A 24,485-nucleotide genomic window follows, 5' to 3' on the forward strand; every position below is an offset into this window, starting at 1 on the left:
CAGCCCTGACCAGGCATGGTCGACCTGCACGCCGGCCAGCTGCGGAAACCCCCGCCGCAGGTCCTTCATCAGCAGCTGCCGCACCGCGCGCGGCGATCGGTTGAGCACCGAGATGCGCCCGCCCCAGAGCAGCCGGGTATCCGGCAGCGCGCGGTAGTAATCGAACGCGAAGCGGCTGTCGTAGATCGCCGCGCGCGTATGCAGGCACTCGTCCAGGCGCCGGCCGAGCGGCTCGGTGACCATCACGTAGGTGGCGATCGGCAGGATCGCCCGGTCGACCGGCTTGCGCAGGCCTGCCAGGTAGCCGCCGCAGGCCAGCACCACCTGGTCGGCCAGCAGTTCGCCCTGCGCGGTGCGCACGCGCCACTGCAGGCCCTCGCGGGAGAGGCTGCGCACGCCGCTTTGCTCATGGATGCGCACGCCCTGCCCCGCCGCCGCCGCGGCCAGGCCGATCGCGTAGTTGAGCGGATGCAGGTGCAGCGCGTCGCGTTCGTACAGGCCATCGTGGTAACGCTCGCTGCGGACGAGTGCGCGCAGCTCGGTCTCCGGCAGCCACTGCCAGGAAGCGCCGTAATGCTCGGCCAGCAACTGCTGGCGCTGGCGCAGCACGGCGGGGTCGCGGAACCAGTTGGCCCAGATCACGCCTTCGTCGACCATGTCGCAGGCGATCGCGTAATCGGCAATGCGCCGGCGGATCCGCCCGACCGCCTCGGTGGTGAGCTTGAACAATACCCGCGCGCGCGCCTCGCCCAACTGGTCGAGCAACGACTGCTCGCCCAGCGAATAGCCGGCAAAGACGAAGCCGCCGTTGCGGCCGGACGCACCGAAGCCGACCTGTTCGCGCTCCAGCAGCACCACCTCGCGCACGCCGCGCTCGGCCAGCCCCAGGGCCGTGTTCAACCCGGCAAAGCCGCCGCCGATCACCGCGACGCGTGCGTGCGCGTTGCCCTGCAGCGGGGCGTAGGCGGCATATGGCGTGGCCGTGGCGCGGTAGTAGGAGATGGACGGTTTCATGTCACGACGGTGGCCAGTTCGATGCCCCGGGTCGGGCAGGCACGGGCCTCGAACGGGAACGCCGGCGGCACGCGGCTCATGCGGCGGGCCGGCATGAGCCGCGGCGGATTCAAAGCTGCCCGAGGAATGCGCGCACGGTGGGCGCGAGTTTCGGATCCTGCATCGCCATGTGCATGGTGGCGCGCACCAGGCCTGCCTTGTTGCCGCAGTCGAAACGGATGCCTTCGAAGCGGTAGGCCAGCACCTTGCCCCGTTCCTTCAGCAACGCGTCGATCGCATCGGTGAGCTGGATCTCGCCGCCTGCGCCCGGCGTGGTCTGCTCCAGCAGCTGGAAGATGCGCCCGGGCAGCACGTAGCGGCCCACCACGGCCAGGTTCGACGGTGCGTCGGCCGGCTTGGGCTTTTCCACCATGCTGCGGATCAGTGCGCTGCGGTCGTCGACCGGCGTGGCGTCGACGATGCCGTACTTGTCAGTCTCGTCGTGCGGCACTTCCTCGACGGCGATCACGCCGGCCTGCTGCGCATCGGCCAGTTCGGCCATCTGCCGCAGCGCGCCCTTGCCGGCACCTGCTCCCATCTGGCCGTTCCAGATCAGGTCATCGGGCAGCACCACGCCGAACGGCTCGTCGCCGACCACTGGTTTGGCGCACAGCACGGCATGGCCCAGGCCGAGCGCCTCCGGCTGGGTCACGAAGATCGCCCGCACGTGACGCGGCAGGGTGCCTTGCACCAGCGCCAGCAGTTCATCCTTGCCCTTCTCGTGCAGCTTCGATTCCAGCTCGTAGGCCTTGTCGAAATAGTCGGCGATCGCGTGTTTGTAGCGGTTGGTGACGAAGACCAGGGTATCGGCACCGGCATCGACCGCCTCGTCGACGGCATACTGGATCAGCGGCTTGTCGAGGACCGGCAGCATTTCCTTGGCGACCACCTTGGTCGCCGGCAGGAAGCGCGTGCCGAGCCCGGCCACGGGAAACACCACTTTGCGCAGGGGCTTGCTCACTCATTGATCTCCGGATTGGCGCGGCGGATCGACACCACGTTGTCCGGTTGCGCCGACTCGCTCCAGCGGAACGACGGCAGCAGACTGGACACGCAGCGGCGAAGCTCTTCTTCGTTGAAATCGTCGACCGCCTCGGCGGCCTTGGACAGCAGTGCCCGCAGCAGCTCCCACGACACCTCGCGGTGCTGCGCCAGGAAGATCTTGGCGTGGACGGTGGCGCTGTAGTTTTCCAGCGGATGGAACAGCTCCTCGAACAGTTTCTCGCCGGAGCGCAGGCCGGTGTAGACGATCGGGATCTCGCTGCCCGGCTTCTTGCCGGCGAGGCGGATCATCTGCTCGGCAAGGTCGCGGATCTTCACCGGTTCGCCCATGTCCAGCGCGTAGATCTCGCCACCCTTGCCGATGCTGGCGGTCTGCAGGATCAGCTGGCACGCCTCGGGGATCGTCATGAAGTAACGCGAGATCTCCGGGTGGGTCACGGTAACCGGGCCACCCTCGCGGATCTGCCGGCGGAACAGCGGTACCACCGAGCCGGCCGAATCCAGCACATTGCCGAACCGCACCGTCATGAAGCGCGTATCGGTGTGCGCGTCGAGATTCTGGCAGTAGATCTCGGCAACGCGCTTGCAGGCGCCCATCACGCTGGTCGGGTTGACCGCCTTGTCGGTGGAGATCAGCACGAAGCATTCGACCCCGCTCGCGCAGGCCGCATCGGCCACCGTGCGGGTGCCCAGCACGTTGTTGCGGAACGCCGCGCGCAGTTGCCCCTGCAGCATCGGCACATGCTTGTAGGCGGCGGCATGGAACACCACCTGCGGCCGTACCTCCGCGAACGCCTTTTCCATCGCGGTCTGGTCGCCGCAGTTGGCCAGGATGCCGTCGAAGACCATCTCGGGGAAATCCGCACGCAGTTCCTGGCCGATCCGGTACAGGTTGTATTCGCTCTGCTCCACCACGGTGAGCGATTGCGCGCCCAGGCGGGCAACCTGGCGGCACAGCTCCGAGCCGATCGAGCCGCCGCCGCCGGTGACCAGCACGCGGCGCCCGCTCAGGGTATCGCGGATCGCCGTCCAATCCAGTTCCACCGTGTCGCGGCCGAGCAGGTCCTCGATCGCCACCTCCTTGATCTGGTTGAACTGGGCGCGGCCGGCAACCACGTCCTCCAGCCGGGGCACGGTACGGTACGGCAAATCGGTGGTATCGCACAGCGCAACCACGCGGCGCATCTCGGCCGTCGTGGCCCCGGGCAAGGCGATCAGCAACATGTCGACGGCGGCCTCGCGGGCCACTTCGGGCAACTGGTCGAAACGTCCCAGTACCGGGTGCCCATTGATGATGGCGCCACGCAACCCGGGCTCGTCGTCGACGAAACCGACCACGGCGTAGCGGCTGTCGCGGCGCAGGTCGCGCGAAAGCACTTCGCCGGCCCGATCCGCCCCCACGATCAACACCCGCTTCGCGGACTGGTTGTGCAGCAGGTCGTTGCGGCTGTCCTTCCAATAGCGATAAGCCAGCCGGGGGACACCGAGCAGGGTCGCGAGCAGCACCGGATAAAGCACCAGCACCGAACGCGGCACGCCTTCGAGGCGGTTGTACAGGAACAACGCCACCCCGATGAGCAGCGTACCGATCGCCACGGCACGCACGATGTTCCAGAGGTCCGGCAGGCTGGCGAAGCGCCAGACGCTGCGGTACAGCCCGGTCCAGCGGAAGACCATGCCCTGCACCAGCAACACGATGGGGAATCCGAGCGCGCTGAAGTGGACGACCTCGTCCGGCTTCAGCGCATAGCGCAGCATCTTGGCGATCCACCAGGCAAGCGCCGTCATCACCAGGTCGTGCAGCACGACGGCGATGCGCGGATGGATGAAACCGACGAATCTACGCAGCGACATGACGCCCCTTGGGCTGGTGGCGTCGCAGGCAGCGACGTTTCAGCGACAGCCATGCGGCCGTCGCGCCGAGATAGACCGCTATGGTAATCGGCAGCGCCATGTGCAGATGACTCCGTGCCAACCAGGCCAGTGGTGCGGCGATCAGCAGGTTCCAGCCCAGATAGGCCGTCCCCGCGCCGGCATGCGTTCCCCCGCGACGCACCAGCCATTGGTACAGGTGTTCGCGGTGTGCAGTGTACCAGCGCCGCCCGTGGCGGATGCGTGTCAGCAAGGTCAGGCTGGCGTCCGCCACGAAGGCCGAGGACAGGATCAGCGCCGGCCACAGCAAGGCATGCTCCACCCGCCACAACATCGCGCTGAAGGCGAAGACCAGCAAGCCGAGGCTGCCGCTGCCGACGTCGCCCATGAAGATCCGCGCCGGCGGCCGGTTGAAGCACCAGAAGCCCAGCGCGGCAGCCGCCAGCAGCGCCGCCGCCAGCGCCAGCGCCGGCTGGGCCGCGGACCATGCCAGCAGGCCGAGGCCGGCGCCGACGAAGATCGCCTGCTGCGCCAGCAGGCCGTCGATGCCGTCCATGAAGTTGTGCAGGTTGACGCTCCAGGCGCCAGCGAGCAGCAGCAGCGGCAGCCACCACCACGTCAGGCCGGTTGCCAGCAGGGTCGACGAAAACAGGCCGACGCCCAGCAACTGGGCAGCCAGCCGCGGCAACGCCGGCAGCGAGCGGTGGTCGTCCCACCAACCGGCCAGCGCCACCAGCAGAAGTGCGCCGCACAGGCCCGCGATCACGTTTCCCGGCCACGCCGCCGGCAGACTCCACAGCACGCCCGGCAGGCAGATCAGCATCGCCACGACAATGCCGATGCCGCCGCCGCGGGGAGTCGGCAGGCGGTGCGAGCGCCGCTGTCCGGGCTGGTCGAGCATGCCGCGCCGGCGCGCGTAGACGACCGCGCCGCGTACCAGCAGCACGGTGATCGAGAAGCCGGCCAGCAACCATCCGATGGTCGTGTACATGCTCATGTCACTCGCTGGCGACGCCGTGGATCGGGCGGATCGTGCTCCAGTTCTTGCAGCTCGGGCATTGCCAGTGATGCGCCTTGGCGCCGAAGCCGCAACGGCTGCAGCGGTACATCGCCTGGCCCTCCAGCAGCTTGCGGGTCAGGTCGCGCAGGATCAGGAAATTCTCGCGCGCCTCGCCCTCGATCTTGTCCATGGTGGCGTCGATCAACGCCATCAGGCCGCGCACCGACGGCCGCAGCCGCAACTGCGCGGTGAGGAAATCGACGGCCGCGCGCTCGCCGTCGCGCTGCCGGTAGAGATGGGTCAGCGCCAGCACCGGCGAGACGCCGTGGTAGCGGCCGAGCATGTCGCGCAGGAAACCCTCGGCGCGCTCCATCTGCTGCGACCGGGCGTAGCTGTTGAGCAGCGGCGGCAGGATGTCCGGGGTGAACGCGATATCGGCATTGATCGCGGCTTCGTACGCGGTCACCGCCTCGGCATGCTGGCCGTCTTCGGACAGAAGGCGGCCGGTCAGCATGAACGCACGTACGCAATCCGGCTGGCATTCGAACGCCTGGCGCAGGTAGTCGCGGGCCTCGGCACGCGCACCATGCTGGCGCGAGCGGTCGGCCAGCTCGCAGTAGAACTGGGCGATCATCGGCGCCTCGTCCTCGCCGGTCATCACCTCGAGCCGGCGCGCGTGCTCGATCGCCTTGTGCCAGTCGCGCTCGTGCTGGTAGATCGCGATCAGGTGGCGCAGCGCCGACGGTGCATGCGCGTCCATCGCCACCAGGTCGGAGAACAGCGCCTCGGCGCGATCCAGCAAGCCGGCGCGCATGTAATCCTCGCCCAGTTCCAGCAGGGCCACCGTCTTCATCGCGTCGGTCAGGCCCGGCCGCGAGACCAGGTGCTGGTGCAGCCGGATCGCCCTGTCCACCTCGCCGCGGCGGCGGAACAGGTTGCCCAGCGCCAGGTGCGTCTCGACGGTGTCGCGGTTGTACTCGGCCAGCTTGAGGAAAACCTCGATCGCCTTGTCCTGCTCCTCGTTGAGCAGGTAGTTCAGGCCGCGGAAATAATCCGAGGACAGCTCGCTGACTTCGGCGCCGGAGCGGCGCACGCCGATCTGCCGGGAGGCCCACCAACCCAGGACGAACGCGACCGGAATCAGTGCGGCCAGGACATACAGGTGATTCATGGCGCGAGCGGCGACTTCTGGTCTGCGCGCAGCTGCCGGCGCTGGCGGCGTTGACGCATGCTGACGCCCACCCAGGCGGTAAGCCCGCCCAGCAGCCAGCCGATCACCATGGCACCCAGCAGGGCAGCCCCCTTGGGCAATTGCATCCGGGCGAACGCGAGGTCGTAGTCGACGAGATCGGCATTGAGCGCCCCGAGCACGAGGCCGGCGGCGACGAAGATCACGAGGATGACGATGGCGAGCGGGCGCATGGCGCGACTTTACCCGATTGATGGTGACAGGCACAGGCGGCGCAATCCGTCCATGCGGCAATGATTCATGCCGCCGCGGGCGACCGCGGATTCCGGGCAAAAAGAAGGCAGGACCGACTCGCATCGCCTGCCTTCGGTCTGGTCTGAGCGGTCGGTCAGCCGACCTCCTGCTCCAGATCCAGGTTGACCCGTTCGCGCAGCTCCTTGCCCGGCTTGAAGTGCGGCACATGCTTGCCGGGCAGCGCCACGGCCTCGCCCGTCTTGGGGTTGCGCCCCATGCGCGGCGGCCGGTAATGCAGCGCGAAGCTGCCGAACCCGCGCACCTCGATGCGTTCGCCGTGAGCCAGGGCATGGCTCATCTGCTCGATGACACTCTTGACCGCCATCTCGACATCGGCGAACGCGAGATGGGTCTGGCGCCTGGCGAGCGCTTCGATCAATTCGGATTTAGTCATGGGCCCCAATGTCCGTGACATGGAACGACGGGGCGGCGGTGGGCCGCCGCCCCGCGTCAGGCTGGTATCGACGATCAGTCGGCCTTGTTGAACTGCTCCTTGAGCAGCGCGCCAAGCTTGGTCGTGCCGCTGGCCGCGGACGAGTAATCCGCCGACGTGTCGGGAGCGTCTTCCTCGTCCTTGGCGCGGATCGAGAGCGCCAGCTGGCGCCCCTTGCGATCCATGCCGGTGAACTTGGCCTCGACCTTGTCGCCCACCTTCAGGTGCTGGGTGGCGTCGTCGATGCGCTCCTTGGCGATGTCGTTGGCGCGCAGGTAACCCTCCACGCCCTCGCCCAGGTCGATCACGGCGCCCTTCGCATCGACTTCCTTGACGGTGCCGTTGACGATGCTGCCACGCGGATTCGCCGCCATGAACTGGCCGAACGGATCCTGCTCCATCTGCTTGATGCCGAGGCTGATGCGCTCGCGCTCCGGATCCACCGCCAGCACCACGGCCTCGATCTCGTCGCCCTTCTTGAAGTTGCGCACGAGGTCTTCGCCGGACATCTGCCAGGAGATGTCGGACAGGTGCACCAGGCCGTCGATGCCGCCGTCCAGGCCGATGAACACGCCGAAGTCGGTGATCGACTTGATCTGGCCGGAGACCTTGTCGCCCTTCTTGTGCATGGCGGCGAACGCTTCCCACGGGTTGGAACGCGTCTGCTTGATGCCCAGCGAGATGCGGCGACGCTCTTCATCCACGTCAAGCACCATCACTTCGGTCTCGTCGCCGACCTGCACCACCTTGGCCGGGTTGACGTTCTTGTTGGTCCAGTCCATCTCGGACACGTGCACTAGGCCTTCCACGCCCGGCTCGATCTCGACGAAGCAGCCGTAATCGGTGACGTTGGAGACCTTGCCGAACAGGCGGCTGCCGACCGGGTAGCGGCGGGCGATGGCGACCCACGGGTCGTCGCCCAGCTGCTTCAGGCCCAGCGAAACGCGGTTGCGCTCCTTGTCGTACTTCAGCACGCGCACGTCCAGCTCGTCGCCGACATTGACCACTTCGGACGGATGGCGCACGCGCTTCCACGCCATGTCGGTAATGTGCAGCAGGCCGTCGATGCCGCCCAGGTCCACGAATGCGCCGTAGTCGGTGAGGTTCTTGACCGTGCCCTTGACCACCGCGCCCTCGGTCAGGCGCTCCAGCAGCTTCTCGCGCTCCTCGGAGAACTCGGTCTCGACGACGGCGCGGCGGCTGACCACCACGTTGTTGCGCTTGCGGTCCAGCTTGATGATCTTGAACTCGAGTTCCTTGCCCTCGAGGTAGGTCGGCTCGCGCACCGGGCGCACGTCGACCAGCGAGCCCGGCAGGAACGCGCGGACGTCCTTGATGTCGACGGTGAAGCCGCCCTTGACCTTGCCGGAGATCATGCCCTTGATCGTTTCTTCCTTGTCGAACGCCTGCTCCAGGTCGTCCCACACCATCGAGCGCTTGGCCTTCTCGCGCGACAGCTTGGTCTCGCCGAAACCGTCTTCCAGGGCTTCGAGGGCAACCTTCACCTCGTCGCCCACCTGCACCTCCAGCACGCCGTCCTCGCTCTTGAACTGCTCGATCGGGACGATGCCTTCGCTCTTCAGGCCGGCATTGATCACGACGACGTCGTTGCGGATTTCCACGACGATGCCGGTGACGATGGCGCCGGGCTTCAGCTTGGAGATGGCCTGCTGGCTCTGTTCAAACAGTTCGGCAAAACTTTCAGTCATGTTGATTCCATAGTGGGAAAAGACCTTGGGTCCGTTGCGCTGGGTTGGTGGTTGCGCACGAACTTCCCGGTCCACCGGTTGAGGGTGCCTTCAGGCGGTTCCGCAGAACCGGCCGTCGTCACCATTGGTCAAAACCCCTGCCGCGGCAGGGGCACAGAAACCGCCGCGCAATCCGCTCAGGACTGCACGACGGCAAGTACTTCCGCGACGACCTCGTCGATGCCCATCCCGGTGGTGTCCACCAGCACGGCATCTTCGGCAGGCTTGAGCGGCGCAACCGCACGTGATGCATCGCGGCTGTCACGCGCCTCAATTTCTCGCTGAAGGCCGGCAAGTGTAACGCTGAGTCCCTTTTCCTTCAACTGCTTATAGCGCCTTTTCGCCCGCTCGGCGGCGCTCGCGGTGAGGAAAACCTTGTGTGCGGCATCCGGGAAGATCACCGTGCCCATGTCGCGCCCGTCGGCGACCAGGCCAGGTGCCTTGCGGAAGCCCAGTTGCAGCGCCACCAGGGCCTCGCGCACCGGCGGCATCGAGGCGATCGCCGAGGCCGCCGCACCGGCGGTCTCGGTGCGCAACTCGTCGGTTGCGTCATGCCCGTTGACGATCACCCGGGGCGCGCCACCGTCGCTGGCCGCGCGGAAATGGATCTTCGTGCCCTGCGCGCAGCGGGTCACCGCCTCCACGTCCGACAGATCCAGCCCGGCCGCGCCGGCGGCGTAGCCCACGGCACGGTACAGTGCACCGGAATCCAGCAACCGCCAGCCCAGCCGCTCGGCCACCAAGGCGCTGACGGTGCCCTTGCCCGATCCCGACGGCCCATCGATGGTGAGTACGGGAACGGCGGGAGCATGGCTCATGGCGGAGTCCTGGACTGGCTGGGAGAAACGGCAGTTTAACGCGTTGACCCCACCCGGAACGCGTGCTATCTAGCCGATCTTCCCGTTATCCGGCCGTGCCCGATCTGCCTTATGACCGATCTCCGCCGCGAGTTCGAACAAGCCGCCGGGAACATCCAGCGCCTGTCCAAGCGCCCCGACAACGACACCCTGCTGAAGCTCTACGCCCTCTACAAGCAGGGTTCGGAGGGTGATCTCAAGCGTGCCGCCCAGCCCGGCTTCTTCGACTTCATCGGCACGGCCAAGCACGAGGCCTGGGTGCAGTTGTGCGGCGTACCCGAGGAAGAAGCCATGCGCCGCTACATCGCGCTGGTCGACCAGTTGCTGGCCTGATCCCGGCCGCGTGCGCACGCGGCGCTTGCTTTCAAACACTGAACACCGGCACATTCATACGATCGTTTGAGTCTCGCGTGGATCGCATGAATTACCCGAACCTGTTCGCCCCGCTGGACCTCGGTCACGTCACCCTGCCCAACCGCATCCTGATGGGCTCGATGCATACCGGGCTGGAGGACAAGGCCAGCGATTACGACAAGCTGGCCGCCTATTTCGCCGAACGCGCCCGCGGCGGCGTGGGCCTGATGGTCACCGGCGGCATTTCGCCCAGTATCGAGGGCTGGCTGAAGCCATTCGGCGGCCGGCTCACGATGCCCTGGCACAAGCCGCGCCACCGCAAGCTCACCGGCGCCGTGCACGCCGAGGGCGGGCGCATCTGCCTGCAGATCCTGCACGCCGGCCGCTACGGCTATCACCCGCTGTCGGTGGCGCCGTCGAGGATCAAGTCGCCGATCACCCCGTTCACGCCGCGGGCGCTGTCCGCGCGCGGCGTGGAGCGCACCATCGGCGACTTCGTGCGTTGCGCGCGGCTGGCGCAGGACGCCGGTTACGACGGCATCGAGGTGATGGGTTCGGAAGGCTACCTGATCAACGAATTCATCGCCGCGCGCACCAACCGGCGCAGCGATGCCTGGGGCGGCGACGCGGCCCGGCGCATGCGTTTCCCGGTCGAGATCGTGCGTCGCACGCGCGAAGCGGTGGGCCACGACTTCATCATCATCTACCGGCTGTCGATGCTCGACCTGGTCGAGGGCGGCCAGGACTGGAACGAGATCGCAACCCTGGCCAGGGCGATCGAGGCGGCCGGCGCCAGCATCATCAACACCGGCATCGGCTGGCATGAGGCGCGCATACCGACCATCGTCACCAGCGTGCCGCGCGCCGGCTTCGCCTGGGTGACGCAGAAGCTCAAGGGCGAGGTGGCGATCCCGCTGGTGGCGACCAACCGGATCAACATGCCGGACGTGGCCGAACGCATCCTCGCCGGCGGCGAGGCCGACATGGTCTCGATGGCGCGTCCGCTGCTGGCCGATCCCGCCTGGGCCAACAAGGCGAAGGCCGGGCGCAGCGAGCGCATCAACACCTGCATCGCCTGCAACCAGGCCTGCCTCGACCACGTGTTCCAGAACAAGCGCGCCAGCTGCCTGGTCAACCCGCGCGCCTGCCACGAAACCGAGCTGGAGGTCGAACCGGCCGGCGTGCGCAAGTGGATCGCCGTGGTCGGCGCGGGGCCGGCCGGCATGGCCTGTGCCAGCACGCTGGGCGAGCGCGGCCATGCGGTGACCCTGATCGACCAGGCCGGCGAGATCGGCGGCCAGTTCAACTACGCCAAGCGGATCCCGGGCAAGGAAGAGTTCCACGAGACGCTGCGCTACTTCCGCCATCGGCTGGCGGATACGGGCGTCGACGTCCGGCTCGGCCACGCGGCGGACGCTGCCTCGCTGCGCGCCGGCGGCTACGACGAGGTAGTGATCGCCACCGGCATCACGCCGCGCCAGGTGAGCTTCCCCGGCAGCGACGATCCACGCGTGCTGGGCTATCTCGACGTGCTGGCCCGGCAACGGCCGGTGGGCGCCAGGGTGGCGATCATCGGCGCCGGCGGTATCGGTTTCGACGTGGCCGAGTTCCTGGTCGAACATGCTCCCTCGCCCACCACCGACGTTGCCCGCTGGACCCGCGAATGGGGCGTGGACATGCAGCTGCGGCAACGCAGCGGCCTGCAGCCGGCACAGCCGGAAGCGCCGGCGCGGCAGGTCTGGCTGCTCCAGCGCAGCGAGGGTCGCCCCGGCGCACGTCTCAACAAGACCACCGGCTGGGTGCACCGTGCCACGCTCAAGGCCAAGCGGGTGGCCATGCTGGGCAAGGTCGGCTACGAACGTTTCGATGACCAGGGCCTGCACGTCACCATCGACGGCAAGCCGCAGCTCCTGCCGGTCGACAACGTGGTGGTCTGTGCCGGCCAGGAGCCGAACCGCCGGCTGGCCGACGAGCTGATCGCCGCCGGCATGAAGGTGCACGTGATCGGCGGTGCCGATGTCGCCGCCGAGCTGGACGCCAAGCGTGCGATCGACCAGGGCACGCGATTGGCCAGCGTGATCTAGCTTGCGGCAGCAGATGCGCCGATGCCGCTGCCATCGGGCAGCGGCATCGGTCGCGAAGAAGAAAGCGCCCCGCAGGGAAGACGCATCGACATGGGTTCAGGGGGGAGGTGAACCAGATGTCGTATCTAGCGTCGCTGCGGGGCGAGGGCCGCCGCCACTAGGGGGAGGGAGGGGAAGTGGCGGGACGTGGGTGATTTTATGATCGACGCAATAAAGTATCTAATATATATTTAGATCGTTATTAATATAAAATCACTATATGTTTGATCTCCGCCAGTTGCGCTACTTCGTCGCCGTCGCCGAGGAGCTGAGTTTTACCCGGGCGGCCTTGCGGCTGCACCTGTCGCAGCCGCCGCTGTCGCAGCAGATCCAGTCGCTGGAACAGGACCTGGGCGTGCGCCTGCTGGAACGTACCAAACGCAGCGTGGCCCTGACCGAGCCGGGTCGGGTCTTCCTGGAACAGGCCCGGCAGATCCTGGCCAAGGTCGACGAGGCGCGCAGCCAGGTGGTGGCCGCGGCGGCCGGCTACAGCGGCCAGCTGCGGCTGGCCTATACGGTCTCGGTCTCGTTCCATCCGGCCATGCCGCAGGCCCTGCTGCGCTTCGGCCAGATCGCGCCCAACGTGCGCCTGCAACTCAGCGAGATGTACACCGAGCCGCAGTTCGCCGCCCTGCTCGCCGGCCAGATCGACGTCGGCTTTGTCCGCGACGAACCGCTCCACGCCCAGGACGTTCGCGGCCTGCGGCTCAGCGTGATCGATCGTGAGCCGCTGCTGCTCGCCCTGCCCGTGGGCCATCCCCTGGCCGGCCGCAGCAGCCTGCGCCTGGTCGAGGCGGCCGGGAATGCCTTTGTGTCGCAACCGCGCGAACTCGCCGCCACCCTCTACGACCGGCTGGTGGAACTGGCGACCCGGGCCGGCTTCCGGCCGGAGATCACCCAGCATGCGCAACAGATCAACGGCCTGCTGGCCCTGGTTGCCGCCGGTCTGGGACTGGCCCTGGTCCCGGCCAGCATGCGCGCGGTGCGCCTGGCCGGCGTCTGCTACGCGCCACTGGAAGACCCCGATGCCTTCCTGCTGCTGGCCGTGGCCTGCCGTGCCGACGACCATTCCCCCGCCTTGCAGCAGTTCCTGGCCACCGTGGCGGAAACGGCCGTCGCGCCGGGCTTGTGACAAGTCATTGGAACGGTTAGAATTGCGTGCTTACATTTTTCTTTTTTAGTGTCAGGAGCTGGCCGTGAAGGTGCTTAACTCTTTGAAGTCCGCCAAGGCGCGGCATCGCGACTGCAAGGTTGTGCGCCGTCGCGGCAAGGTGTTCGTGATCTGCAAGAGCAATCCGCGTTTCAAGGCCCGTCAGCGCTGAGCCAGTGCCCGACGGTGCTACGAAAAAAGGCCGCGCAAGCGGCCTTTTTCGTGGATGCCGATCCGCTCCGGCGGACAACGCCGCCGGAAGCCACGGCACTGTTCACTCATAACGGACGTCGACGACCTCGTAGTGCTTGACGCCGTTCGGTGCAGTGAATTCGAAGCTGTCGCCCGCGCTCTTGCCGATCAGCGCACGGGCAATCGGCGAGGACACGGCAATCAGCCGCTGCTTGATGTCCGCCTCCAGATCGCCGACGATCTGATAGGTCACTGCCGCGCCGGTATCCTCGTCCTCCAGGTCCACTGTGGCGCCGAACACCACGCGGCCGCCCGACCTGAGCTGGGCCACGTCGATCACCTCGGCCGTCGACAGCAGGGCCTCCAACTGGGCGATGCGTCCCTCGGTGAAGCTCTGCAGCTCGCGCGCGGCGTGGTATTCCGCATTCTCCTTCAGGTCGCCGTGCGCACGGGCTTCGGCGATCGCCGCGATGATGCGCGGGCGGTCCGCCGACTTCAGGCGCTCGAGTTCGCTGCGCAGGCGCTCGGCGCCGGTCTTGGTGATGGGGGCGCGACTCATGCGCTGAGCTCCTTGTGCAATTCCTGCAGGCTGTGCACGTCCTCGCTGCCGTGGAAATCCAGCGAGTGGACCAGTGCGCGCGCACCCGCGACGGTGGTGGAATAGGTGACGCGCTGCTGCAGCGCCTCGCGCCGGATCGAGAACGAATCCGCGATCGCCTGCTTGCCCTCGGTCGTGTTGACGATATAGACGATCTCGCCGTTCTTGATCAGGTCGACGATGTGCGGACGGCCCTCGATCACCTTGTTGATGCGCTCGCAGGCCACGCCATGCGCGGCAAGGTACGCCGCCGTGCCGGACGTGGCGACGAGGCTGAAACCGCGCTTCAGCACTTCCTGCGCCACCGGCAGCAGGCGATCCTTGTCGGCGTCGCGCACCGACACGAACACCTTGCCCTGCGGCGGCGTCTTGATGCCGGCGGCGTCGTGGCCGCGCGCGAAGGCGGCGCCGAAGCTGCGGCCCACGCCCATCACCTCGCCGGTGGAGCGCATCTCCGGGCCGAGGATGGGGTCGACGTTCTGGAATTTCAGGAACGGGAAGATCGCCTCCTTCACCGAGAAGTACGACGGAATCACCTCGCGGGTGGCACCCTGCTCGGCCAGCGACTTGCCGGCCATCGCCCGCGCGGCGATCTTCGCCAGCGGCACGCCGGTGGCCTTGGACACGAACGGCACGGTGCGCGAGGCGCGCGGATTCACCTCGAGGATGAACACGGTGTCGCCCTGGATCGCGAACTGGGTGTTCATCAGGCCGATGACCTTCAGCTCCCTCGCCATCGCGGCGACCTGGCTGCGCATCTCGTCCTGCACCTCGGCGCTCAGCGAATACGGCGGCAGCGAGCAGGACGAGTCGCCCGAATGCACGCCGGCCTCCTCGATGTGCTCCATGATGCCGCCGATCAGCACGTTGCCGCCGGCGTCGGCGATTATGTCCACGTCCACCTCCACCGCGTGGTCGAGGAAGCGGTCGAGCAGCACCGGCGAATCGTTGGATACCTGCACCGCCTCGCGGATGTAGCGCGAGAGGTCGGCATCGTCGTAGACCACCTCCATCGCGCGGCCGCCCAGCACGTAGCTGGGACGCACCACCAGCGGATAGCCGATCTCGCGCGCCAGCGCCAGCGCCTCGTCGGCGTTGCGCGCGGTGCGGTTCGGCGGCTGGCGCAGCCCCAGCTTCACGATCATCTGCTGGAAGCGCTCGCGGTCCTCGGCCAGGTCGATGGAATCGGGCGAGGTGCCGATGATCGGCGCGCCGGCCGCTTCCAGCGCGCGCGCCAGCTTCAGCGGGGTCTGCCCGCCGTACTGCACGATCACGCCCTTGGGCTTCTCCAGGTCGACGATCTCCAGCACGTCCTCCAGCGTCAGCGGCTCGAAGTACAGCCGGTCGGAGGTGTCGTAGTCGGTGGAGACGGTTTCCGGGTTGCAGTTGACCATGATGGTCTCGAACCCGTCTTCGCGCAGCGCCAGCGCGGCGTGCACGCAGCAGTAGTCGAACTCGATGCCCTGGCCGATGCGGTTGGGGCCGCCGCCGAGCACGATGATCTTGTCGCGATCGGTCGGGTTCGCCTCGCACTCTTCCTCGTAGGTCGAGTACATGTAGGCGGTGGTGGTGGCGAACTCGGCCGCACAGGAATCTACGCGCTTGTATACCGGGCGCACACCCAGCGTGCGGCGCAGGTGGCGCATGGCGGCTTCGCCGGAACCGGTCAGTTCGGCGATGCGGGCGTCGGCGAAGCCCATGCGCTTGAGCTCGCGCATGCGCGAGGCGTCGAGTGCGGTGACGCCCTGCGCCTGCACCTCCTTCTCGGTCAGCACGATGTCCTCGAATGCGGCGAGGAACCAGGGGTCGACGCGGCTGAGGCTGTACACCTCCTCCAGCGTGAGCCCCGCGCGGAACGCGTCGGCGAGGTGGAACACGCGATCCGGCCGCGGCTCGCGCAGCTCGCGCTTGAGCGTGGCCAGGCCCGCCTCGGTGCTGATGTCCAGCCCGGTCGGGTTGAGGCCGGTCTTGCCGATCTCCAGCCCGCGCAGCGCCTTCTGCAGCGACTCGTGGAAGCTGCGGCCGATCGCCATCACCTCGCCCACCGACTTCATCTGGGTGGTGAGGCGCGCGTCGGCGGCCGGAAACTTCTCGAAGGCGAAGCGCGGGATCTTGGTGACCACGTAATCGATGGTCGGCTCGAACGAGGCCGGGGTGAGGCCGCCGGTGATGTCGTTCTTCAGTTCGTCCAGCGTGTAGCCGACGGCCAGCTTCGCGGCGATCTTGGCGATCGGGAAGCCGGTGGCCTTCGAGGCCAGCGCCGACGAACGCGACACGCGCGGGTTCATCTCGATCACCACCACGCGGCCGTTTTCGGCGTTGATGCCGAATTGCACGTTGGAGCCGCCGGTGTCCACGCCGATCTTGCGCAGCACGGCGATCGAGGCGTCGCGCAGGCGCTGGTATTCCTTGTCGGTGAGCGTCTGTGCCGGCGCCACGGTGATCGAGTCGCCGGTGTGCACGCCCATCGGATCGAGATTCTCGATCGAGCAGACGATGATGCAGTTGTCCGCGGTGTCGCGGACCACCTCCATCTCGAATTCCTTCCAGCCCAGCACCGACTCCTCGACCAGCACCTCGTGCACCGGCGAAAGGTCGAGGCCGCGCTTGACGATCTCCTCGAACTCCTCGACGTTGTAGGCGATGCCGCCGCCCGAGCCGCCGAGCGTGAAGCTGGGGCGGATGATGGTCGGGAAACCCACCTTGGCCTGGATCTCCACCGCCTGCTCGAACGACTTGGCGACCGCGGCCTTGGGGCACTCCAGCCCGATCTCGGCCATCGCCACGCGGAACAGTTCGCGGTCCTCGGCCATGCGGATGGCGTCGCGCTTGGCGCCGATCAGCTCGACGCCGTACTTCTCCAGCACGCCGTGGTCGGCCAGGTCGAGCGCGCAGTTGAGGCCGGTCTGGCCGCCCATGGTGGGCAGCACCGCGTCGGGACGCTCCTTGGCGATGATGCGCTCCACCGTCTGCCAGTTGATCGGCTCGATGTAGACCGCATCGGCGGTCTCCGGATCGGTCATGATCGTGGCGGGGTTGGAGTTCACCAGGATCACCCGGTAGCCCTCTTCCTTCAGCGCCTTGCAGGCCTGCGCGCCGGAGTAGTCGAACTCGCAGGCCTGGCCGATCACGATCGGGCCGGCGCCGATGATGAGGATGCTCTTGATATCGGTACGCTTGGCCATCTTAGCGGGCCTCCTGCATCAGCTTGGCAAACCGGTCGAACAAGTAACCGATGTCGTGGGGACCGGGGGATGCTTCAGGGTGGCCCTGGAAGCAGAACGCCGGGCGGTCGGTAAGCGCGAAGCCCTGCAGCGAGCCGTCGAACAGCGAGGTATGGGTGACGCGCACGTTCGCCGGCAGCGTGGCCGGGTCCACCGCGAAACCGTGGTTCTGGCTGGTGATCAGCACGCGGCCGTCGTCCAGGTCCTTCACCGGATGGTTCGCGCCGTGGTGGCCGAACTTCATCTTCAGTGTCCTGCCGCCCAGCGCCAGGCCCATCAGCTGGTGGCCGAGGCAGATGCCGAACAGCGGGATCTTCGCGTCGATGAGCTGCTTGGTGGCCTCGATGGCGTAGTCGCACGCCGCCGGATCGCCCGGACCGTTGGACAGGAACACGCCGTCGGGTTTCATGGCGAGCACTTCGGCAGCGGGCGTCTGTGCCGGCACCACGGTAATGTCGCAGCCCTGTTCGGCCAACAGGCGCAGGATGTTGAGCTTGGTGCCGAAATCGTAGGCCACCACCTTGAAGCGTTTGGACGGCTGGTTGAAGGCGGTGCGATCCAGGTCGTAGCTGCCTTCCGTCCAGCGGTAGGGTCTGGTGGTGCTGACCACCTTGGCCAGATCCATGCCGTTGAGGCCGGGGAACGCGCGCGCCCTGGCCAGCGCAGCCTCGGCGTCCACCTGCTCGCCTGCCGCGATGCAGCCGGCCAGTGCGCCCTTGTCGCGCAGGATGCGGGTGAGCCGACGGGTGTCGATGCCGGCGATGGCGACGATGCCGTGGCGCTTCAGGTAGTCCGGCAGGCTTTCGCTGCTGCGCCAGCTGCTGGCCCGGCGCGGCACGTCGCGCACGATCAGGCCGGCGGCGTGCACGGCGGTGGACTCGGCATCCTCGGCGTTGATGCCGGTGTTGCCGATGTGCGGGTAAGTCAGGGTGACGATCTGCCGGCTGTACGAAGGATCGGTGAGGATCTCCTGGTAGCCGGTCATCGCGGTGTTGAAGACCACCTCGCCGACGGTTTCGCCGGTGGCGCCGACGGCGTGACCATGGAACACGCTGCCGTCTTCGAGGGCCAGCAGGGCAGGTTGAGGCATACGGTAACCGCCTTTTGGATGCAGCAAAGTCCGCAAGCCGCACGATTGCCGGCTTGTGGAGCTTGGGAAGGAAAGGATCTGGGCGGGTGGAAATTGTATGCGGCAATGCCGTTTCTGTCCACCTCACGGAACATGAACCCCACGATGTTCCGCTCTTCCGGATCGATCGGCCAGCGCTACACTAAGCCACTTTTCGCTGGAGTCCGATGTCCCATGAGTGCCGCCGTTCTGCTCGATCCCGCACGCCTCGATCGCCCGGACACCATGGTTCAGCACCAGCCCTTCCCGTTCATGATGGCCCACGGCCAGCTTCCGGACGAGGTGCGCGACGACCTGGAACGCGATTTCCCCCGCTATACCAGCGCCGGCTTCTTCCCGTACGACCCGGACGACTGCGGACCGAGCATCAATGCACTGATCGAGAACATGACCTCGCCGGCGTTTGCACACGCCATCGGGCAACGGCTGGGGATCGACAACCTCGGCCAATACCCGACGCTGGTGACGCTGTGCCGCCTGCTGAACAAGCGGCATGGCACCATCCATACCGACAGCCGGTCCAAGGTGGCCACCGCGCTGATCTACCTGAACACGCGATGGCCGGACACCAGCGACGGTTGCCTGCGGTTCCTGCACCGGATCGACGACATCGACAGCATCGCGGCGCCGGAGCTGATCCCGCTGTACGGCGAGTTCGCCGTGTTCAAGCGCTGCGAGAACTCCTTCCACGGCCACCTGCCCTACGAGGGCGAGCGGCGGGTGATCCAGGTGGCGTGGCTCACCAGCGAGGAGGAAAAGCTGCGCAAGACGAAGCGCGGCAAATTCTCGCGCGCGTTCAAGAAACTGTTCGGCAAGCTGGACACCCGGTTCGGCGCCGGCCGCGACCGCAACGCCTCGCACCCCGACTGAAGCCTTGTGCGCGCCAGCAGCATGGCTGGCGCGCAACAAGGCTTCAGTGAGCGAAGTGCCACGCCACGAATGCGGCAAACACGCCGTACAGCAGCCCGACTGGCAGCAGCCAGCGCGCATCGACGCGGCCGCGATGGAACAGCCACCACAGATAGCCGATGGCGATCGCGGTCAGCATACCGGCCGCGATCAGCGGCGCATCGAACAGCCATGGCGTAGCGAAGATCGCCAACGCGCTGGGGATCGTGGCCTGGATCATCATCGCGCCCGAGATGTTGGCCAAGGCCAGGCGCTCCTTGCCCTGGCGCACCCAGATCAGCGCGTTGAGCGTTTCCGGCAATTCCGTCGCCACCGGACTCAGCAACAACGCGACCAGGTGCGGCGGCAACGAGAACGCCACGCCGATCGCCTCCAACTGGCTGACGAACACCCGCGAGGCGGCCGCGATCACCACCAGCGCCCCCACCGTCTGCGCCACTACCCAGCGCAGGGCCGGGTCGGCATCGCCCAGGCGGAACTTCAGCGGATCCAGCGTTTCATCGTCCGGCGCACTGTCGTCGCTGCGCACCTCGCGCCACACGTACAGCGCGTAGGCCAGCAGGAACAGTACGCCCAGCAGCGGCTTGATCGCGAACGCCACCAGGCCCAGGCCGACCTTGACCGCAAAGATCGCCAGGAACCAGGCCTGATCGTGGGCCAGCCGCCGGTGGTCGACCCGCACCAGCCGGTCGGTACGTTTCAGGCGGCCACGGTTGCACCACAGCGCCACGCCCACCACTGCGTAGGCGATCGTGGCCAGCACCAGCGGCCCGCCCATCGCGGCGCCCACGCCGATGTCGCGTGCCTCCGGTGTCTTGCCGAAGATCACCGCGACGAAGGTCACTGCGCTTTCGGGTAAGGCGGTGCCGAAGGCCGCCAGCACGGTGCCGGTGGCGGTCGCGCCGAGCCTCAGCTTGTGGCCGAACCATTCGACGCCGTTGACGAAGTATTCGCAGGCGAGATAGATCGCGCCGGCCGAACCAAGGAACAGGCAGAAAGTGAGCAGCATGGATTGCACGGGGCCGGGCGAACGGATGAACCGATGGCGCAACGACACCGCTCGCCCGGCCGGGTGAACATGTCGCTGGCCAAAGGTCTCGCCGGGCAAGGCGCCACCTGGTGGCGGCGGCTGCTGTCCGCACCATGGCGCCGGAAACATGGCGGCCAAGTCTGTTGATGCGGACGCCTCTGGGGACGAGGCTGGCTACTCCCCAATGACAGGCCGCCGATGGTAGTGGCCGCCGCCGGGCGTGACAAGGCCGGCGAGCCAGCGGCGCGTTTCAGCGCGGCCCGGCGATCACGTCCTCGAGCTGCCAGTGCCCGGCGCTGCGGCCGGCCAGCCAGTGCGCCGCCTGCAGGGCGCCGCGTGCAAAGATCGAGCGGTCGGTGGCGCGGTGGGCCAGTTCCAGCCGCTCGCCCTGCCCGATCAGCATGGCGGTGTGTTCGCCGACGATGTCGCCGCCGCGCACCACCGCGAAACCGATATTGCCCCCGATCCGCTCGCCGGTCCGGCCCTCGCGGCAGTACACCGCGGCGGTCTCCAGCGTGGTCTGGCGCGCCTCGGCGGCGGCGCGACCGAGCGCCAGCGCGGTGCCCGAGGGTGCGTCCTGCTTGCGGCCGTGGTGCGCCTCGACGATCTCCAGGTCCCACGCCGGCAAGGCCGCCGACGCTTCGCGCAGCAAGCGCGTCAGCACCGCCACGCCGAGGCTGAAACTGGCGGCGCGCAGGATCGCGATGTGCTTGCCGGCATCGGCGAGCCTCGCCTCCAGCGCCGCATCGATGCCGGTGGTGCCACTGACCAGGGCGATGCCGTGCGCCAGGCAGTGGTCGAGCGCCAGCGCCAGGCCGGCGGGGCCGCTGAAGTCGATGATCGCGTCAACTTGAGGCGCCTGGTTCCAGTCGTGCGCATAACGCAGCGAATCCGCGACGCCGGCAAACACGGGCCGGCCGTCGTGGACCGAACCCGGCGCCACCACCGCGTGCACCAGCTCGAAGCGTGCGTCGTCGTCGAGCAGCGCCAGCAGCGCATGGCCCATGCGACCGGAAGCGCCGCTGATGGCAAGGCGTAGGGGGCGGATCATTGGCGCGCTCCAGTCAAAGACGTCGGTCGGCACATGCTAGCGCGTGTGCCCGCGGTCTCACCCGGCGGTCTCACGTGGTGACTTTCGACCAGAACTTCTTCACGCCGTCGACCCAGCCCTTGGCACGCGGCGTGTGCTTGCCGGCGTCGTTGCCGTCGAAGGTGGCCTCCAGCGACGCGAGCAGCTCGCGCTGCTGCCTGGTCAGGCGCACCGGCGTCTCCACCACCACGCGGCAGATCAGGTCGCCGTGGCGACTGCTGCGCACCGATTTCACGCCGCGGCCGCGCAGGCGGAACTGGGTGCCGGTCTGCGTTTCGGGCGGAATGCTGATCGGTACCTCGCCTTCCAGCGTCGGCACCGGCAATTCGGCGCCGAGCGCAGCCTGCGAGAAACGGATCGGCAGCTCGCAATACAGGTCGTTGCCGTCGCGCTGGAAGATCGCGTGCTCGCGCACGTGCACTTCCACGTAAAGGTCGCCCGCCGGCGCCCCGGCCGGGCCGGCCTCGCCCTGCCCGGTCAGGCGGATGCGGTCGCCGTTGTCGACGCCCTCGGGGATCTGTACCGACAGCGTGCGGGTTTCCTCGAGGCGGCCCTCGCCATGGCATTTCCTGCACGGCTTCTCGATTGCCTGGCCGCTGCCGCCGCAGTGCGGGCAAGCCTGCTGGATCGAGAAGATGCCGTTCTGCATGCGCACCTGGCCGTGGCCGTTGCAGGTCTTGCACTTGCTGACCTTGCCGTCCTCCGAGCCGCTGCCGTTGCAGTGGTGGCAGTTGACCTGGGTCGGCACCTCGATCTGCCGGCTGATGCCGAATACGGCCTCCTCCAGCTCCAGCTCCATCACGTAGCGCAGGTCGGCGCCGCGCCGCGGACGCCCGCGACCGCCGCCACCCCTGCCGAAAATATCGCCGAAAATATCGCCGAAGATGTCGCCAACGTCGCCAAAACCGGCGCCGCCACGACCGCCCATGCCGTGCTCGAAGGCGGCATGGCCGTGCTGGTCGTACATCGCGCGCCTCGAAGCGTCGGACAGCACCTCGTAGGCCTCCTTGGCCTCCTTGAATTTCTCCTGCGCGGTGGGATCGTCCGGACAGCGGTCCGGATGGTATTTCATCGCCAGCCGACGGAAGGACTTCTTCAGTTCGATCTCGCTGACGCTGCGTTCGACACCCAGCACCTCGTAGTAGTCACGCTTGCTCATTCATGCATCCACACTGCTTGCCACACCCTGTCCCGATCAGCAAAACAGCCCGCGCCGGGAGGATGCCTGGCGCGGGCTGGTCAGTCGGCCATACCGAAGACGGTGCCGATTATTGCTTGTTGTCCTTCACTTCGGTGAACTCGGCGTCGACCACGTCGTCCGGTTGGGCCGAACCGCCCGGTGCGGACTGCGCCCCCGCATCGGCCGGGCCGCCCTGCGCGGCCGCGTACAGCGCCTGCGCCACCTGCTCCAGCTTGCCGACCTTGGCCTCGATCGCCGCCTTGTCCTCGCCGTCCTTGACCTTCTCCAGGTCGGACAGCGCGCCCTCGATGCTGCTGAGCTGATCGGCCGGCACCTTGCCGCCGTGCTCCTTCAGCGCGCTGCGGGTGGCGTGCACCAGCTGGTCGGCCTTGTTGCGGGTGGCGACCAGTTCGTGGAACTTCTTGTCCTCTTCCTTGTTCGCCTCGGCGTCGGCGACCATCCGCGCGATCTCTTCCTCGGACAGGCCCGAGCCGGCCTTGATCTCGATCTTCTGTTCCTTGCCGGTCTTCTTGTCCTTGGCCGACACGTGCAGGATGCCGTTCGCGTCGATGTCGAAGGTGACCTCGATCTGCGGCATGCCGCGCGGCGCCGGCTCGATGCCCTGCAGGTCGAACTTGCCCAGCGACTTGTTCGCGCTGGCGCGCTCGCGCTCGCCCTGCAGCACGTGCACGGTCACCGCGGTCTGGTTGTCGTCGGCGGTGGAGAAGGTCTGCGAGGCCTTGGTCGGCACCGTGGTGTTCTTCTCGATCAGCTTGGTCATCACGCCGCCCATCGTCTCGATGCCCAGCGACAGCGGGGTGACGTCGAGCAGCAGCACGTCCTTGACCGAACCGCCCAGCACGCCGCCCTGGATCGCCGCGCCCACGGCGACGGCCTCGTCCGGGTTGACGTCCTTGCGCGGCTCCTTGCCGAAGAAGTCCTTCACCGCCTCCTGCACCTTCGGCATGCGGGTCTGGCCGCCGACCAGGATCACGTCGTTGATGTCGGCCACGCGCAGGCCGGCGTCGTTGAGCGCGATGCGGCACGGCTCGATGGTGCGCTTGATCAGGTCCTCCACCAGCGCCTCGAGCTTGGCCCGGGTCAGCTTGATGTTGAGGTGCTTCGGACCGGACGCGTCGGCCGTCACGTACGGCAGGTTCACGTCGGTCTGGTGGTTCGAGGACAGCTCGATCTTGGCGCGCTCGGCGGCGTCCTTCAGGCGCTGCAGCGCGAGCGGATCCTTGCGCAGGTCGATGCCCTGCTCCTTCTGGAATTCCTCGACCAGATAGTCGATGACGCGCATGTCGAAGTCCTCGCCGCCGAGGAAGGTGTCGCCGTTGGTGGCCAGCACTTCGAACTGCTTCTCGCCGTCGACTTCCGCGATCTCGATGATCGACACGTCGAAGGTGCCGCCGCCAAGGTCGTACACCACGATCTTGCGGTCGCCGCCCTTCTTGTCCAGGCCGTAGGCCAGCGCAGCCGCGGTCGGCTCGTTGATGATGCGCTTCACCTCGAGGCCGGCGATGCGGCCGGCGTCCTTGGTGGCCTGGCGCTGGCTGTCGTTGAAATAGGCCGGCACCGTGATCACCGCTTCGGTGATCGTCTCGCCGAGATAGTCCTCGGCGGTCTTCTTCATCTTCATCAGCACCTTGGCGGAGATCTCCTGCGGCGCCATCTTCTTGCCGTCGGAGGTCTGCACCCAGGCGTCGCCGTTGTCGTGGGCGATCACGCCGTAGGGCACGATGTGCAGGTCTTTCTGCACCTCGGAGTCGGTGAACTTGCGGCCGATCAGGCGCTTCACCGCATAGAAGGTGTTCTTCGGGTTGGTCACGCTCTGGCGCTTGGCCGAGGCACCCACCAGCACCTCGCCGTCCTTGGTGAAGGCGACGATGGAGGGCGTGGTGCGATCGCCTTCCGAGTTCTCGATGACCTTGGTGGTGCTGCCGTCCATGATCGCCACGCAGGAATTGGTGGTGCCCAGGTCGATGCCGATGATCTTGCCCATGTGTGCTCTCCGAATTTTTCTTGCGGCCCCCGCGGCCGCGATGGTTTCCAGAT

At 67.3% G+C, this 24,485-nt stretch carries 21 protein-coding genes and 1 riboswitch; of the genes, 5 read left to right on the plus strand and 16 right to left on the minus strand.

The genetic code is table 11. The annotated features are described in order from the left end of the window. From RHOFW104R8_RS00305 to cmk, 9 genes are all read right to left on the minus strand, one after another. Window positions 1-1,014: FAD-binding oxidoreductase (locus RHOFW104R8_RS00305; RefSeq protein WP_068205417.1), on the minus strand; the 1,014-nt coding region annotated here is incomplete at its 3' end. A gap of 109 nt (window positions 1,015-1,123) precedes the next feature. Continuing rightward, the gene (gene galU, locus RHOFW104R8_RS00310) at window positions 1,124-2,014 is read right to left on the minus strand and encodes a UTP--glucose-1-phosphate uridylyltransferase GalU (RefSeq protein WP_068090360.1); all 891 of its coding nucleotides are present in this window, start codon (window positions 2,012-2,014) and stop codon (window positions 1,124-1,126) included. Next, window positions 2,011-3,909 carry a nucleoside-diphosphate sugar epimerase/dehydratase gene (locus tag RHOFW104R8_RS00315; protein ID WP_068090362.1) on the minus strand — a complete coding sequence of 633 codons (1,899 nt, stop codon included), beginning with the start codon at window positions 3,907-3,909 and terminating at the stop codon, window positions 2,011-2,013. Before RHOFW104R8_RS00315 ends, galU begins: the two co-directional genes overlap by 4 nt. Further along, entirely contained in the window at window positions 3,896-4,918 is a 1,023-nt protein-coding gene (locus tag RHOFW104R8_RS00320) for a glycosyltransferase family 4 protein (RefSeq protein ID WP_068090456.1), read from the minus strand. Before RHOFW104R8_RS00320 ends, RHOFW104R8_RS00315 begins: the two co-directional genes overlap by 14 nt. A gap of 7 nt (window positions 4,919-4,925) precedes the next feature. After that, a complete protein-coding gene (gene lapB, locus RHOFW104R8_RS00325; protein ID WP_068090364.1) occupies window positions 4,926-6,098 on the minus strand; it encodes a lipopolysaccharide assembly protein LapB in 1,173 nt (390 codons plus the stop codon). Continuing rightward, window positions 6,095-6,349: a lipopolysaccharide assembly protein LapA domain-containing protein gene (locus RHOFW104R8_RS00330; protein WP_068090366.1), complete on the minus strand. Its 255-nt coding sequence runs from the start codon at window positions 6,347-6,349 to the stop codon at window positions 6,095-6,097. Before RHOFW104R8_RS00330 ends, lapB begins: the two co-directional genes overlap by 4 nt. A 155-nt stretch (window positions 6,350-6,504) precedes the next feature. Beyond that, complete coding sequence (locus RHOFW104R8_RS00335) at window positions 6,505-6,804, minus strand: integration host factor subunit beta (protein ID WP_068090368.1); 300 nt, start codon at window positions 6,802-6,804, stop codon at window positions 6,505-6,507. Between the two features lie 74 nt (window positions 6,805-6,878). Beyond that, window positions 6,879-8,552 (minus strand): 30S ribosomal protein S1, encoded by a 1,674-nt coding sequence (gene rpsA / locus RHOFW104R8_RS00340; RefSeq protein ID WP_068090371.1) that lies wholly within the window; start codon window positions 8,550-8,552, stop codon window positions 6,879-6,881. Between the two features lie 176 nt (window positions 8,553-8,728). Continuing rightward, window positions 8,729-9,409 (minus strand): (d)CMP kinase, encoded by a 681-nt coding sequence (gene cmk / locus RHOFW104R8_RS00345; protein WP_082823470.1) that lies wholly within the window; start codon window positions 9,407-9,409, stop codon window positions 8,729-8,731. 111 nt (window positions 9,410-9,520) lie between these two features. Here cmk and RHOFW104R8_RS00350 point away from each other — a divergent pair, with 111 nt between their 5' ends. The 4 genes from RHOFW104R8_RS00350 to ykgO all read left to right on the plus strand — a co-directional run bounded on the left by RHOFW104R8_RS00350 (window position 9,521) and on the right by ykgO (window position 13,247). Next, the gene (locus RHOFW104R8_RS00350) at window positions 9,521-9,781 is read left to right on the plus strand and encodes an acyl-CoA-binding protein (RefSeq protein WP_068090373.1); all 261 of its coding nucleotides are present in this window, start codon (window positions 9,521-9,523) and stop codon (window positions 9,779-9,781) included. Window positions 9,782-9,867: 86 nt separating this feature from the next. Beyond that, window positions 9,868-11,886, plus strand: a complete 2,019-nt coding sequence (locus RHOFW104R8_RS00355; RefSeq protein WP_068090375.1) for an NADPH-dependent 2,4-dienoyl-CoA reductase — start codon at window positions 9,868-9,870, stop codon at window positions 11,884-11,886. A 259-nt stretch (window positions 11,887-12,145) separates the two neighbouring features. Beyond that, window positions 12,146-13,057, plus strand: coding sequence for a LysR substrate-binding domain-containing protein (locus RHOFW104R8_RS00360; RefSeq protein WP_068090380.1), 912 nt, complete (start codon window positions 12,146-12,148; stop codon window positions 13,055-13,057). Window positions 13,058-13,121: 64 nt separating this feature from the next. Next, window positions 13,122-13,247: a type B 50S ribosomal protein L36 gene (gene ykgO / locus RHOFW104R8_RS00365; protein WP_007508267.1), complete on the plus strand. Its 126-nt coding sequence runs from the start codon at window positions 13,122-13,124 to the stop codon at window positions 13,245-13,247. A gap of 102 nt (window positions 13,248-13,349) precedes the next feature. Here the strand turns inward: ykgO and greA are convergent, their stop codons facing one another. From greA to carA, 3 genes are read right to left on the minus strand one after another with little or no spacing between them, the layout of a single operon-like run. Further along, window positions 13,350-13,826, minus strand: a complete 477-nt coding sequence (greA, locus tag RHOFW104R8_RS00370; protein ID WP_068090385.1) for a transcription elongation factor GreA — start codon at window positions 13,824-13,826, stop codon at window positions 13,350-13,352. After that, a complete protein-coding gene (carB, locus tag RHOFW104R8_RS00375; RefSeq protein ID WP_068090387.1) occupies window positions 13,823-17,050 on the minus strand; it encodes a carbamoyl-phosphate synthase large subunit in 3,228 nt (1,075 codons plus the stop codon). Before carB ends, greA begins: the two co-directional genes overlap by 4 nt. Window position 17,051: 1 nt before the next feature. Further along, a complete protein-coding gene (gene carA, locus RHOFW104R8_RS00380) occupies window positions 17,052-18,179 on the minus strand; it encodes a glutamine-hydrolyzing carbamoyl-phosphate synthase small subunit (protein ID WP_068090388.1) in 1,128 nt (375 codons plus the stop codon). 213 nt (window positions 18,180-18,392) lie between these two features. On the opposite strand from carA, the gene RHOFW104R8_RS00385 reads away from it, so the two are divergent. After that, entirely contained in the window at window positions 18,393-19,088 is a 696-nt protein-coding gene (locus RHOFW104R8_RS00385) for a 2OG-Fe(II) oxygenase (protein WP_068090389.1), read from the plus strand. A 43-nt stretch (window positions 19,089-19,131) separates the two neighbouring features. On the opposite strand, the gene RHOFW104R8_RS00390 is transcribed toward RHOFW104R8_RS00385, so the two are convergent. From RHOFW104R8_RS00390 to dnaK, 4 genes are all read right to left on the minus strand, one after another. After that, window positions 19,132-20,136: a sodium:calcium antiporter gene (locus RHOFW104R8_RS00390; protein WP_068090391.1), complete on the minus strand. Its 1,005-nt coding sequence runs from the start codon at window positions 20,134-20,136 to the stop codon at window positions 19,132-19,134. Window positions 20,137-20,161: 25 nt separating this feature from the next. Further along, window positions 20,162-20,352: riboswitch (yybP-ykoY riboswitch) on the minus strand. A gap of 55 nt (window positions 20,353-20,407) precedes the next feature. Next, window positions 20,408-21,208: a 4-hydroxy-tetrahydrodipicolinate reductase gene (gene dapB, locus RHOFW104R8_RS00395; protein ID WP_068090393.1), complete on the minus strand. Its 801-nt coding sequence runs from the start codon at window positions 21,206-21,208 to the stop codon at window positions 20,408-20,410. 70 nt (window positions 21,209-21,278) lie between these two features. Then, window positions 21,279-22,406, minus strand: a complete 1,128-nt coding sequence (dnaJ, locus tag RHOFW104R8_RS00400; protein ID WP_068090395.1) for a molecular chaperone DnaJ — start codon at window positions 22,404-22,406, stop codon at window positions 21,279-21,281. 109 nt (window positions 22,407-22,515) lie between these two features. Continuing rightward, window positions 22,516-24,432 carry a molecular chaperone DnaK gene (dnaK, locus tag RHOFW104R8_RS00405; protein ID WP_068090397.1) on the minus strand — a complete coding sequence of 639 codons (1,917 nt, stop codon included), beginning with the start codon at window positions 24,430-24,432 and terminating at the stop codon, window positions 22,516-22,518. Window positions 24,433-24,485 lie beyond the last annotated feature (53 nt).

Source organism: Rhodanobacter sp. FW104-R8 (assembly GCF_001617365.1).
Classification (GTDB): domain Bacteria; phylum Pseudomonadota; class Gammaproteobacteria; order Xanthomonadales; family Rhodanobacteraceae; genus Rhodanobacter.

Coding starts and splice junctions, on each gene's coding strand:
- rpsA (WP_068090371.1), bottom strand. CDS start 8,552: ATGACTGAAAGTTTTGCCGAACTGTTTGAACAGAGCCAGCAGGCCATC.
- RHOFW104R8_RS00315 (WP_068090362.1), bottom strand. CDS start 3,909: ATGTCGCTGCGTAGATTCGTCGGTTTCATCCATCCGCGCATCGCCGTC.
- RHOFW104R8_RS00350 (WP_068090373.1), top strand. CDS start 9,521: ATGACCGATCTCCGCCGCGAGTTCGAACAAGCCGCCGGGAACATCCAG.
- RHOFW104R8_RS00355 (WP_068090375.1), top strand. CDS start 9,868: ATGAATTACCCGAACCTGTTCGCCCCGCTGGACCTCGGTCACGTCACC.
- RHOFW104R8_RS00385 (WP_068090389.1), top strand. CDS start 18,393: ATGAGTGCCGCCGTTCTGCTCGATCCCGCACGCCTCGATCGCCCGGAC.
- RHOFW104R8_RS00335 (WP_068090368.1), bottom strand. CDS start 6,804: ATGACTAAATCCGAATTGATCGAAGCGCTCGCCAGGCGCCAGACCCAT.
- cmk (WP_082823470.1), bottom strand. CDS start 9,409: ATGAGCCATGCTCCCGCCGTTCCCGTACTCACCATCGATGGGCCGTCG.
- RHOFW104R8_RS00390 (WP_068090391.1), bottom strand. CDS start 20,136: ATGCTGCTCACTTTCTGCCTGTTCCTTGGTTCGGCCGGCGCGATCTAT.
- RHOFW104R8_RS00360 (WP_068090380.1), top strand. CDS start 12,146: ATGTTTGATCTCCGCCAGTTGCGCTACTTCGTCGCCGTCGCCGAGGAG.
- dnaJ (WP_068090395.1), bottom strand. CDS start 22,406: ATGAGCAAGCGTGACTACTACGAGGTGCTGGGTGTCGAACGCAGCGTC.
- RHOFW104R8_RS00320 (WP_068090456.1), bottom strand. CDS start 4,918: ATGTACACGACCATCGGATGGTTGCTGGCCGGCTTCTCGATCACCGTG.
- RHOFW104R8_RS00330 (WP_068090366.1), bottom strand. CDS start 6,349: ATGCGCCCGCTCGCCATCGTCATCCTCGTGATCTTCGTCGCCGCCGGC.
- carB (WP_068090387.1), bottom strand. CDS start 17,050: ATGGCCAAGCGTACCGATATCAAGAGCATCCTCATCATCGGCGCCGGC.
- carA (WP_068090388.1), bottom strand. CDS start 18,179: ATGCCTCAACCTGCCCTGCTGGCCCTCGAAGACGGCAGCGTGTTCCAT.
- greA (WP_068090385.1), bottom strand. CDS start 13,826: ATGAGTCGCGCCCCCATCACCAAGACCGGCGCCGAGCGCCTGCGCAGC.
- lapB (WP_068090364.1), bottom strand. CDS start 6,098: ATGAATCACCTGTATGTCCTGGCCGCACTGATTCCGGTCGCGTTCGTC.
- dapB (WP_068090393.1), bottom strand. CDS start 21,208: ATGATCCGCCCCCTACGCCTTGCCATCAGCGGCGCTTCCGGTCGCATG.
- dnaK (WP_068090397.1), bottom strand. CDS start 24,432: ATGGGCAAGATCATCGGCATCGACCTGGGCACCACCAATTCCTGCGTG.